11 protein-coding genes are annotated in these 11,631 nt (G+C 42.0%); 1 reads left to right on the top strand and 10 read right to left on the bottom strand.

Translation table 11 applies throughout. The annotated features are described in order from the left end of the window. The 7 genes from QYB97_RS24095 to QYB97_RS24065 form a co-directional block, all read right to left on the bottom strand. Positions 1 to 789, bottom strand: coding sequence for an alpha/beta fold hydrolase (locus QYB97_RS24095; RefSeq protein WP_301168549.1), 789 nt, complete (start codon positions 787 to 789; stop codon positions 1 to 3). Between the two features lie 80 nt (positions 790 to 869). Then, on the bottom strand, positions 870 to 1,529 hold the full coding sequence (locus QYB97_RS24090) for a methanogen output domain 1-containing protein (protein WP_301168548.1): 660 nt from the start codon (positions 1,527 to 1,529) through the stop codon (positions 870 to 872). Between the two features lie 256 nt (positions 1,530 to 1,785). After that, complete coding sequence (gene coaA / locus QYB97_RS24085) at positions 1,786 to 2,751, bottom strand: type I pantothenate kinase (protein ID WP_301168547.1); 966 nt, start codon at positions 2,749 to 2,751, stop codon at positions 1,786 to 1,788. Positions 2,752 to 2,973: 222 nt separating this feature from the next. Then, positions 2,974 to 3,915: a magnesium transporter CorA family protein gene (locus tag QYB97_RS24080; protein WP_301168546.1), complete on the bottom strand. Its 942-nt coding sequence runs from the start codon at positions 3,913 to 3,915 to the stop codon at positions 2,974 to 2,976. Between the two features lie 125 nt (positions 3,916 to 4,040). Continuing rightward, positions 4,041 to 6,275 carry a sensor histidine kinase gene (locus QYB97_RS24075; RefSeq protein ID WP_301168545.1) on the bottom strand — a complete coding sequence of 745 codons (2,235 nt, stop codon included), beginning with the start codon at positions 6,273 to 6,275 and terminating at the stop codon, positions 4,041 to 4,043. Next, complete coding sequence (locus tag QYB97_RS24070) at positions 6,253 to 6,945, bottom strand: response regulator transcription factor (protein ID WP_301168544.1); 693 nt, start codon at positions 6,943 to 6,945, stop codon at positions 6,253 to 6,255. Before QYB97_RS24070 ends, QYB97_RS24075 begins: the two co-directional genes overlap by 23 nt. A gap of 399 nt (positions 6,946 to 7,344) precedes the next feature. Next, positions 7,345 to 7,902, bottom strand: coding sequence for an isochorismatase family protein (locus QYB97_RS24065; RefSeq protein ID WP_301168543.1), 558 nt, complete (start codon positions 7,900 to 7,902; stop codon positions 7,345 to 7,347). A 213-nt stretch (positions 7,903 to 8,115) separates the two neighbouring features. Here QYB97_RS24065 and QYB97_RS24060 point away from each other — a divergent pair, with 213 nt between their 5' ends. Then, positions 8,116 to 9,330, top strand: coding sequence for an Ig-like domain-containing protein (locus QYB97_RS24060; RefSeq protein ID WP_301168542.1), 1,215 nt, complete (start codon positions 8,116 to 8,118; stop codon positions 9,328 to 9,330). A 41-nt stretch (positions 9,331 to 9,371) separates the two neighbouring features. Here QYB97_RS24060 and QYB97_RS24055 read toward each other — a convergent pair whose 3' ends face one another. The 3 genes from QYB97_RS24055 to QYB97_RS24045 all read right to left on the bottom strand — a co-directional run bounded on the left by QYB97_RS24055 (position 9,372) and on the right by QYB97_RS24045 (position 11,595). After that, on the bottom strand, positions 9,372 to 9,512 hold the full coding sequence (locus tag QYB97_RS24055; RefSeq protein WP_301168541.1) for a putative holin-like toxin: 141 nt from the start codon (positions 9,510 to 9,512) through the stop codon (positions 9,372 to 9,374). 33 nt (positions 9,513 to 9,545) lie between these two features. Continuing rightward, positions 9,546 to 10,520, bottom strand: a complete 975-nt coding sequence (locus QYB97_RS24050) for a S8 family peptidase (protein WP_301168540.1) — start codon at positions 10,518 to 10,520, stop codon at positions 9,546 to 9,548. 235 nt (positions 10,521 to 10,755) lie between these two features. Beyond that, entirely contained in the window at positions 10,756 to 11,595 is an 840-nt protein-coding gene (locus tag QYB97_RS24045) for a DUF4037 domain-containing protein (protein WP_301168539.1), read from the bottom strand. Positions 11,596 to 11,631: the final 36 nt, after the last annotated feature.

Genomic DNA, 11,631 nt, shown 5'->3' with positions numbered 1-11,631 from the left:
TTATTTTATTTTTTTCATAAAAGCATTAATTTCTTCTACCAGAGCATCCCTAGCTTCGTACATCCCCATATGCCCGGCTCCCTTCAGGGTTGCCTGAATGATATTCTCCTTGGCAACCGAAAATGTTTTTTCCGGTGGAACCACTTGATCGCTTTCACCAGCGACCAGGAGAACCGGGATTTTCGAATTCTGGAGGACATCATTGCGATTGGGCCGGTTTTTCATCGCAATGGCGGCAGCGATTGCTCCCTCCGATGCCGTTTCGTATCCAATTCTTTTGGCCTTCTGTATTTTTTCTGTCAGCGAAGTATCTGGTGCGAACAGGTTCGGAACCATTTGATCAATCACTGATTTGATTCCCTTTTCCTTTATTTCTTCAATGGTGCTGTCCCTCTTCTTTCTGGCGGCTTCATCATCCGGAAAGGCAGTGGAATGGATAAGTCCATACCCTTTCAGCCTGTTGCTTTGATGATCGGCAAACGCTAAAGTAATGTAACCACCAAGCGAATGGCCCAGCATTGTGACTTGATCCAGACCCAAATGCCCGATCAAATCCTTAATGTCCTCAGATAAATCTTCCACGGCACACACGGAATCACTGAGAGATGATTTTCCGTGTCCGTTTAAATCTGGTGCAATCACACGATACTCTTTTGCCAGCTCGGGGATAACGTCTTCCCAATATTCATGGCTGCCGCAAAAACCGTGAATCAACACGATAGTTTCTCCTTTTCCTTCATCAACATAGGCAAGTTTTCTTGTATCAAGGTTAGCTGTTTTGACTTTCACGGTACTCCACTCCTTTAATCCTACTTATGCGTTCAGACTTTCTTTTTTTAAAAAAAGCGTGCGGTCAGCAACCACACGCATTAACATTCTGAATTCTCCATCTTGTGCGCTTGTCCATCCTTATTGACTTTTCTCCTTAAATCTTCCAATTCATCGAGCAGCTTAATCATCATTTCATCCGTGCGTTTAAGCTCTTCATTCAACATGGTGATGGTTTCTTCCTCCCAGTTAAAAGGGTCGGCATTAGCGGGGGAAACAGCCAAATCCTTATACTCGATTCCCTCTTCAGAATCATCAGGTGATAAATAAATGGCAATTTCGCAATTTCTGTCTCCAAGCGCTATTCTTTTTCTGAGTGAAACTTTGCCGTAACCAAAATGTCTCGCAGCAATCCCGCCGAATACGCTGGATGTCATCATGCAAAGGTGGGGAGCGTCACTGATGTCATCTCCAAATGGGCACTGTATGGCCTTTAATACGATTCGGTCACCATCAATGGAAATGATATCAAACTCTCCGCCGATTTTATTTTTCAGATCGATAAGGATATCAACATATTGCTCAACAGTCCACGGGCTGCTGTATTCATTGTAATATCCTTCAATCCACTCTCCTGTACGGATCCCGATCTGGCGTATATATTCTTCAGCAACAGGACCCACTGCTTTTTGATGAACTCGTGCATACTGTGTAATCAGTTTCGCCAAAAAGACATGTTTATTCAATTCAAAATCTTTCACAACATCAGCTCCCATGCGGGTTTTCATTCAATCAGTAGTTGCTGTTTAGTCGCCAAAAGATAATAAGTTACTTTTTTGTAAGTATTGTACTATTACCATACTCTATATCCTCTCTCATAAAAATAAGAAAATAGATACAAATCTTGTAATATACGCTCCAATTATCGGTCGACTCCTTCTGTATACCCTGTTTCTTTCCCCGCTATGTGTAGTTCGCACCAGTTCATAAAAAAAGACGGCTTTTGCCGTCTTTTACCTACATTTTTCTCATTTTAACGCCAGATACAGAATGATTTTTTCCTTTTTCCAAAATAAGATGAGCCCGGTACTTTGTCGGAAGTATGTTTTCACGCAAATTAAGTCCATTAATGGTATTCCATATATTTAGTGCGAATTCAACCGCTTCCTTATCTTTCAAATCGGCATAACGGTGGAAATAAGAAACAGGACTTTGGAAAGCTGTGTTCCTCAAAATTTTAAAGCGGTCCACATACCATTGTTTGATTTCTTCTTCATCCGCATCCACATAAAGGGAGAAGTCAAAGAAGTCCGAGACAAAGATTTGTGTATTTTGATTTTTGTTTTTCTTTTGTTTAGGGACCTGAAGCACATTAATTCCTTCCACAATCACGATGTCCGGTTCAGATATGGTCTGTACCTGGTCAGGCAAAATATCATATTCCAGATGAGAATAGATGGGAGCTTCGACTACCGGTTTCCCTGATTTCAATTGGGACAAAAATTGAATCAATCCTTTTAAATCGTAGCTTTCCGGAAACCCCTTCTTTCCCATCAGCCCTCTTTGCTCCAAAACCGCATTGGGATAAAGGAAGCCGTCTGTTGTAACGAGTTCAACCTTTGGCGTATTGGGCCATCTGGACAATAGCGCCTGGATAATGCGGGAAGTTGTACTTTTGCCTACCGCTACACTTCCGGCAATCCCGATAATGAATGGCGGCTTTTTTATTTGCTTGCGCAAAAATGCATTCGATTGTTGATGAAGCTGCTGTGAAGAGGTGACATATAGGTTAAGCAACCGGCACAATGGCAAATAAATGGATGATACCTCATTGAGGGATACGTTTTCATTAATTCCTTGAAGTTCAGACACTTCCCATTCAGTTAACGGTTGTATATCGGCCGAATACAAGCCCGCCCATTCTTCTCTTGTAAAAGAAAGGTAGGGAGACAGCGACTCATTCTCTAACACGGTCTGGCTCATTGCTGGCATCTCCTTTTTTGGATCACTATGCTTAATATTCTATATCATCGTTCATAGGATACACATTAATCTAAGTATCATTTCGCTTTACAATGTTAACATAATTTTAAAGATAAGATAAGCTGATTGTAAACCCATTTGCCTTAAATAGGAAAGCGTTTTCTCTTTCAGCGAAATGAAAAGGGAACTTTACAAGAAAAGTCCCCTTCTGCAGCAGTATTTCTATTTCCGAAAAAAGCGCTTTTTCCAAAAGATAAACGCAACCAGTCCCGATATGGTAAAAGCAACACACAGGCTTACAAAAAAGGCATGTGGATATTTTTGGAATGGCAGCGGAATATTCATTCCGTAAAAGCTGGCCACCATGGTCGGCAGTGCAAGGATAATCGTAATGGACGTTAAAAACCGCATTTCAATGTTCAGGTTATTGGATATAACCGAGGAAAAGGCATCCATAAGGCTTTTTAATATGTTTCTGTAAATAAGGCTCATTTCAATAGCCTGTTTGTTTTCAATAATAACGTCTTCAAGAAGATCCTTATCCTCTTCATACATCTTCAAGTAGCTGACCTTCAGCAATTTTTCAAGCACTGCATCATTCGATTTAAGGGAAGTGGCAAAATAAACAAGGGACTTCTCCAATCGCAGCAGTTCAAACAAATCATCATTTTTGAGTGTCTGTCTCAATTCATATTCAATTTGCTCTGTTTTCCGGTTGATTTGACGCAGGTAACGTAAATAATAAGTAGCAATCATTTGAAGCAGCTGAAAAACAAAACGTGTTTTCTTATACGTGTAGAAGTTTTTTACCTTTCGCTTGGCAAACAGTTCAAGAATCGGGTTTTCTCTCAGGCAAACCGTTATGAAATGAGAATCTGTGGAAATCATGGCAAGCGGAAACGTATCATATTGAACACCGTTCTCGTCTGAATCCAAAATCGGCAAATCCACGATAACACTGACGGTGCTTTCTTCTTTTTCTACCCTTGAACGCTCTTCTTCATCAAGGGCATCTCTCAGGAAATCAGGATCTATTCCTATCTTCTCAACCACCCAGTTAATTTCTTCATTGGTCGGTGCAATAAGATTAATCCAACAGCCCTTTTGAATGTCTTCCACTTCTGTCAGTTGGTTGGCGGTGTCTGTGTAATAAACTTTTAGCATTGGCTATACCTCTTACATTCAGTCTATTCCTATAATAAAACAGAACCTTATAGAAATGTAAACAAAAGTTTTTTCCGGATACCAAAAAGAAGCGGCCTAAGCCGCTTCTTTGGCTATCTTTCATTTTATACCGTTTCAAGACGGATTATCACTTTAAATAAGTCACCGTCCACTTCCACGTCCATCCTTCCTTCATGAAGATCAACAATCGATTTGGCGATTGCAAGGCCAAGGCCAGAGCCATCTGTATGACGCGAGGCATCTCCTCTTTTGAACCGTTCAAACAGTTCATCCGTATTGCCTCCCAGTTCATATTTGGTAATGTTTTTAAAGGTAATAATAACTTCGTCCTTCATTTGTTCAATCCCAATATACACCCTCGTATGATCAAGAGAATATTTCAGGGCGTTTCCGATCAGATTATCAAATACACGCCACATTTTTTGCCCATCCACATCGGCCAGAATAGGCTGCTCAGAAAAAGCCAGTCTGAACTGCAAATTAGATTTTTCTATAGCTTCATCATTTTCGGCAAGTGCCTGCTGCAGCATCTGAACGATATCCGCTTTTGTTCGGACAAGTTCAATATTACCACTTGCCATTTTCGATGCTTCAAACAAATCATCAATCAGGACTTTGAGGCGTTTTGATTTCCGGTCAATAATTTCAACGTATGCCTTTTGGCTGTCCTCATCAAGATTCGGTGTTTTTAATAACTCCGTGTAAGAAATGATAGACGTAAGCGGTGTTCTTAAATCGTGGCTCACATTGGTAATGAGCTCGGTTTTCAGCCGCTCACTTTTGGCTTCGGACTTCTGAAGTGCTTTGACGCCGTGCTTCAATGTATTAATGTTCCTTGCCAGCCCGGCGAGCGGTGAGTGCCCTTTCGCTACAAGATCCGGCTCCATTTTCCCGGCAGCCAGGTCGGACGAATGGATAACGATCCGGTTGAAGTAGGAAACTTTTCGAAGCAGCAACAGGAGCGCAGGAACCGTAACGACTATAAAGAGAATGAGATACAATGATAAAAGCTGATTGTTGTACATAATGAACCCCACACCAAAACCGGAAGCAAAAACAATAACAAGCAGAACTATAATTTGGAATGCAAATCCCAACGAATGAAAAGCTTTCAGCACATCCATCCATAACCTGTAAACAAGGGTATGTTTCCAATCTTCACTGGTCAGACCATTTTCTTTTATTCCTGAACGGAGCCAGACCGCCTGAACCAGGATTAACCCTGCAATAATGGTAGTAAATAAAATATCAAAAAGTGTATTTTTCATCATGACTGAATAATTTCCGTACATGGAAAAAGTGAAAATGTTCCCGATTGAAACCAGGAGGATAACAATAAAAAGAAGTAAAGCTGCTCCTTTTAGATCGATTGGCACTTTTTTATAGAAGTCCCTTAACGGCAGTTCACCGATGACGGACAGCATACGGTATTTCCTTGCAAGCCAGATACTTATCACTAAACCAAGAACACCTAAAGCACTGTAAATGTAAAAAAAGAGCTGATTGATCTTGAACATATGGTACTGCTCATAAATCATGCTGTTTTTTGGCAAAGCTTTCGGCACACCAATCTTCCCGATCAGCACGGGATTTTCATCTGACAAAACCTCGGCAACCGTATTTTCATAATTGGGACCCTCTCCCGTGTAGTCTCCTGGAGGCATGTAATCTGAGATAGAGAGATCCTTTGTACTGTTGTATTCCTGAATATACAACATGCTGCTGTTATTCATCTTTTGAAGAGCATCCTGTTTATTACCGGATGTAAGGTTGGTAAAAACTTCAGCACTATTGTTATTTTGCAAATAATAATCAAAGGATGAATTCCATTGCCTGAACTGCCTTTTTACCTCTTGTTTATTTTCAATAAACTGATCGATCTGCTTCTCTTTCTCCTTCTTCACTTTCTCTTTTACATATTTATCACTGTCGAAATTCTTCTGAATGTCTTCAATCTTTTTATCTCTTTGTTTTTGATAATAACCTTCTAGTTTTTCATTATTTTCTGTTCTCGCTTCTTCCAGCTGCGGTCTGTATTGTTCCTGGATATTGTTGATTTGTTCAGATAAATCACCGTATCTGAATCGGTATTCCTCCATTTCTTCATTTGAAACGGTTATTTTTTCTTTCATCTCATCCGCTGTCAAATTGCTGACTTCAGAAATATGCAGATATCCCAGAAATGTATTATACTCACTTTCAAATTCATCACTATCAAAGTAACTCTTCCCGAGGTACGCATCCCAGTGAGACAAAAAGGTTAGGGTACCGCTCAATCCAATAGTAAACAAGAGCAGCCATGCGCCCCAGCCCATCCTACTTTTCCATTTTGTACCCAACGCCCCACACCACCTTTAAATATCTTGGATTTTTTGGATCAATCTCGATTTTCTCTCTGATTTTCCGGATATGAACAGCCACTGTATTTTCTGCGTTATAGCATGGCTCCTGCCAGACACGTTCATAAATGTCGTGAATGGAAAATACACGGCCGGGATAGGACATCAAGAGCTCTACAATTCTGTATTCAATGGGGGTCAGTTTAACCGCTTCCCCATGAATGGCAACTTCTCTTGCATCCTTGTCAAGAGTAAGGCCGCTAAGATTGATAACAGAATTCTTTCCCTCATATGTACCCAGTGTCATGTACCTCCTCAGCTGGGATTTCACCCGGGCAATGAGTTCAATCGGATTGAAAGGCTTTGTTAAGTAATCATCCGCACCAATTTGCAATCCTAATATTTTGTCCGTATCCTCACTTTTCGCACTTAGCATAATGATCGGGATGTTCTTCTTTTCCCTGATCCTGAACGTTGCCGCAATGCCGTCAAGGCGAGGCATCATAATATCCAGTATGATTAAATGAACGATTTCTTCATTCAAGATCTCTATTGCTTCTATGCCGTCCGATGCCTGCAGAACATTCATCTTTTCGTTTTTCAAATAGATTTCAATGGCATCTCTGATTTCTTTTTCATCATCTACAACCAATACGGTAAATTCGCTCATCTTCTCACGCTCCCTTCAAAATTATACCATGTCCTGTTTTCCTGATTACCTGTATCTTAACCTGTAAATCTTAACAATCAGTCAGCATAATTCTTAAGACTTTCTTAATATAAAAAAGACCAATAAAAAAAACGGTCCAATTAGTGTCTTAGAAGCTCTTGAAAGCGTTACTTTCCGTTCCGGGTCGCTCGCTTTCCGCAGGGCGTGCGCTGAGCCCCACCGGCGCAAGCGCCTGTGTATCTCACCTGTCACGCTTCCCCTGCAGGAGTCTCGCACCCTCCACTCCAAGTAACTGAACGATGAAGGTGAATGCTAAACTCAATGCTGCCAAAATGAAAAAGGAGCTACCAGAAGTCAACTTTACTGACTTTCTGGACAGCCCCTTCGTTCTTATATTGTTTACCGGTACTTGTCATGAAGCGGTTGAAAGACGTCTTCGTCTGCGCTTCTTACCATGGAAAAGTGATCCACATTATAATGGCCGTGAAGGATTTCATTGTGATGCTGAATGATTTCTTTGGCACTCAAGCTCTTTGAGGATGTGGTGGAATGCCCTTCCTTAATCAAGGTGACATCAAACCCCTGCACTGTTGCCATGCGAACAGCGGTATCGATACAATGCTCGGTTTTACACCCGGCAACCACCAGATGCTTAATCTCATACTTCTGCAGATGTTCCAGTAATCCAGTTCCGTAAAAGGCACTTGTGGCGCTTTTGTCAAAGAAAGGTGTATCTGCAGGCAATTGGATATCGCTATGAACAAGAAATCCATCACCCCTGCCTCCCGCTACGTCCAAGTCCCGCACCGCAACTACAGGCACCTTTAAATGTGTGGCTTTATCAATAATTTTATTAATCGTTTGAATGACTTCCTTTTTTTGATAGACTTCCTCATTCTCTTTGTTGCCGTCCATTAATTCCTGTTGTGCATCAATGATTAGCAGTGCTTGCTTCAAATCATCATCTCCTGTTATTTATTCTCCTTACCCTTCCCTTTCTCCACTGCGATCACATTTTTCATAAGAACCGCCTCCTTTGTAATACTCTGTCCTATGTATTCTTTAAAGAAGCCAGCCATTCCTCTATTCCACTATATTCTATTAATTTACACTATTAACCTTGTAAAATATGGTATCATGTAGAAGATTAAGAGATATGGAGGATGGCACATGAAATCTTTATTTATAAAAGCCGGTTTAGCCAGCTGCCTGGCACTCGGGCTTCCCCTTTTTCAGGACCACGCACTGGCAGCATCAAGCTCCAATGTTCAGTCGAAATGCAGTTCGCTGGGCATATTGAAAAAAGGAATAAATCCTTCCTATCAGCACATGAACTGCCTTCTGACACAGACTGCCATAGAAGCCGGCATTCCGCCAGAAATTATGAAAGCTGTAGCCACCCAGGAAAACAACTCCTGGAGACAATTTGATAAAAAAGGAAAACCGGTCATTTCTTCCGACAAGGGGATCGGCGTCATGCAGATTACCAACCAAAAACGGTATGATACCGAAAAATTAAAATACGATATTCCTTATAATCTGAAGGCTGGTGCCGATTTGCTGAACGACATGTACAGCCGGTCCGATCTTCCTTCCATCCTGCCGAAGGATAAAGACGTGCTTGAAACGTGGTATTTTGCGGTTATGGCCTACAACGGCACCAAGCCCATCAACAGCCCGCTCTATCAGAGCACTGGGAAAGTGAACACCAATGCCTACCAGGAAAAAGTCTGGACCCACCTGAACAGTGAAAGTTTCCTGGAGGATACCACCATTCGCAAGCCCGCTTTTTCAGTCAAAGATTTTAAATATGACCCTAAAAACAAGGCTAATATTATTTTTTTGAAGAAAACATACACTTTGTCCAGCCTTCTTCACCAGACAAGATATGGCTTGAAAAAGAATGACAAAGTGATTGCCAGCTGGGATAATTCTAATCTTAATGAGGTCAGAATTCGGAAATCACCTTCTACCGGCAGCTCCTTCAAGTGGATGAAAAAGGGAAGCCAACTCACCATTACAGGACCTTACTCGTTCGACCGTTCGCTAAACAGTTCCAACCCATTTGTCTGGTATCCGGTTTCTGTTCCGGGACAGAAAGGCACATGGTACATAGCTTCTTCCTATATCACCAAAATGCTTTCTAAGCCAACCGTTTCACCGGTAAACAGCAAGAGCAGGCAGATTTCAGGGAAAGCGGTAAAAAACAGTGTCATCACCGTTAAAAAGGGGAGTTCACGCCTTGGGACCATTAAAACGAATTCAACCGGATCATTTACCATGAATATTCCGTTACAAAAAGCAGGCACAGTCCTACAGGTAACGTATAAAGATTCAAAGAATGCCACAAGCCCGGCTGCCGCTGTTAAAGTAACGGCCAAATAAGTCAAAAAGCTGATTCTAACAGGAGAATCAGCTTTCTTTTATCATTGGGCTCTTTTTCGTTTGGGCTGTTCCTTTTTGGAAGGACGTGTTGTTTTCCGATTTCTGCGGTTTCGCTCATCCACCAGTTTCAATGTCAGCATGGCAAAGCCAATCATCAAGGATAATACTTGATAAACCGCCATAATCAACATCCCCTCTTAAAATTGGGAGCCGCTTTACTTTTGAACGGTTGTTGTTTCTTCCACTTTATTGCCTGAATCGGTTCTTTCGCCCATTTTTAAATAAAGCAGCCCATTGCCTTCTCCTTTTTTCGTCAGGCCAATGGTTTGGGTATTCTTACAAAGCTGGGCATATATTTCGGGATCGGTTAGCTCCCTGCCGAATTCTGCTTCCTCTTTCAGGATGAGCAGAGCCAGGGCACCGGAAACATGTGGCGTAGCCATGGATGTACCTGAAAGCTTGGCGTACTTTTCACCAGGATAGGTAGAAAGCACATTGACTCCCGGAGCTACAAGATCAATTTCGTCATTTGTGTTTGAAAACTCGGCCAGATGCTTTTGTTCATCTACTGCACCGACCTGGACAACTTCTTTATAATAACCAGGGTATGCTTGTTCATCAGTGCCTTCATTGTCATCGCCTTCGTTGCCTGCTGCGCAGACTACCATCACATTGTTTTGAGTGGCGTTCTTGATGGCTTCATGCATTTCCGGAATATCGTCCGGTCCGCCAAGGGACATAGAAATGACCCGAACCCTTTCGCCATTGTCGCCCCGCCATTCAACAGCATAGTTAATTGCATCAATAATTCCCTGGTAGCTTCCGCTGCCATCTTTCCCGAGCACCCGCAGGATCAGAAGCTTCGCTTCCGGTGCTACACCGGCAACTCCAAGTTTATTGTTGAGAGTGGCGGCAATCGTTCCGGCTACATGCGTTCCATGATAGTGGCCATCAAGGAAGTCCTCTGGATCATTACTCGTAAAATTTCGTCCGCCGATAATGCGGTCCTTTAAATCCGGATGGTTGACATCGCAGCCCGTATCAAGAACAGCGACAACCACATCCTTCCCCTTATACCCCTGGTCCCATGCGGCAGGAGCATTGATCATTTGAATACCATACGGAATTTCTTCACCGGCTGTTTGTACAACTTCTTCTAACTTAAAAGGAATTAAATGAACATCACTCATTCGTTCTTCCTCCTTTAAAAAGATAATGGTGGAACAGGTAAAGAGTATTAAACCGCCTTTTCCCAAATGTCAGGTTCCAAAAAGGGGAATAGGTGTTTGCATTTATTGTAGCACCCTCCTCATACAAAAACAATAATATTCAGAAAAATAAGAATTTAGATGCATACTAATTTATGTCACATGAGGAAATAAGCTCGTACAATTCTAATCAAATAGGTAATTAGTTACAGAAAGATCAAAAATGCTCCGGCCTCCTGAATGCAGCCTGTTTTCTTTTCTCCTCAACGGGAAGATGGGGAGAATGTCTCCCGACAAGTGTAAATACTTCCTCAACAACTTCCTCAAGAACCGCCAGGCCCACCTCTGGTTCACCTGTAAGAACTTCGGTGAACCTTTCATATAAACGATCAGGCACGATTATCATCTCACCAATACTCTGATTGAGCCATTTGAATGCAGGGTGATGAACATACACGCCATTCAAACCAAACAAAATGCCGAGCATCCGTTTTTGTACGGCAGTCATCACATCATAATACATCAGCCAATCTTTACGGGCCAGCAGTGCACTGCGGTTGTTCCACCTGCTTCCCAGTTCAAGGTTTTCCAGAATCATATTTTCTGACAGCGCCTTCGGATATGATTTCACTTCTTCTTTTAAGACAGACAGTGTTCCTTCATCCTCGAAAAGAATCTTCCCATCTTTAATAGAAGCAGCCAGACATTGCAGGTCATAGTTCGTATTTGCCTGCTTTACGACCTGCTGAATAACCTCTTGCATCGTGCGGACGAGGAAACCGCTGATTTCGAACTTTACACCATCGACAATATACGTTTCCGCCCACTCTTCCTCTTCATATGGATGAAAATCAATGATCTCGCCGTGTACCTCTTCTATTGGGCAAAGGCGGTCCCTGTCTCCCGGCGGTATCTTCCATAAAATATGAAGTTCGATATCGGAATGACTGTCATTCCATCCTCTTGATACCGATCCGCCCAGTAAAACACCCGCTATGTTTTCGTTTTTTTGATATACTTCCGCCATCTGACGGGCACGTTTAAATAATGATTGCATGTTCTCTACCCTTTCAAACATAAATAAAAGCTGCTC

Source organism: Fictibacillus fluitans, from assembly GCF_030418125.1.
Classification (GTDB): domain Bacteria; phylum Bacillota; class Bacilli; order Bacillales; family Fictibacillaceae; genus Fictibacillus_C; species Fictibacillus_C fluitans.
The sequence above is the reverse complement of the archived record's forward strand: the minus strand, read 5'-3'. Positions and strand labels throughout refer to the sequence as shown.

What these genes read in the sequence shown, in the direction of transcription:
- coaA (WP_301168547.1), bottom strand. Translation starts at nt 2,751, where the DNA reads ATGAGCCAGACCGTGTTAGAGAATGAGTCGCTGTCTCCCTACCTTTCT.
- QYB97_RS24080 (WP_301168546.1), bottom strand. Translation starts at nt 3,915, where the DNA reads ATGCTAAAAGTTTATTACACAGACACCGCCAACCAACTGACAGAAGTG.
- QYB97_RS24070 (WP_301168544.1), bottom strand. Translation starts at nt 6,945, where the DNA reads ATGAGCGAATTTACCGTATTGGTTGTAGATGATGAAAAAGAAATCAGA.
- QYB97_RS24060 (WP_301168542.1), top strand. Translation starts at nt 8,116, where the DNA reads ATGAAATCTTTATTTATAAAAGCCGGTTTAGCCAGCTGCCTGGCACTC.
- QYB97_RS24055 (WP_301168541.1), bottom strand. Translation starts at nt 9,512, where the DNA reads ATGGCGGTTTATCAAGTATTATCCTTGATGATTGGCTTTGCCATGCTG.
- QYB97_RS24050 (WP_301168540.1), bottom strand. Translation starts at nt 10,520, where the DNA reads ATGAGTGATGTTCATTTAATTCCTTTTAAGTTAGAAGAAGTTGTACAA.
- QYB97_RS24045 (WP_301168539.1), bottom strand. Translation starts at nt 11,595, where the DNA reads ATGCAATCATTATTTAAACGTGCCCGTCAGATGGCGGAAGTATATCAA.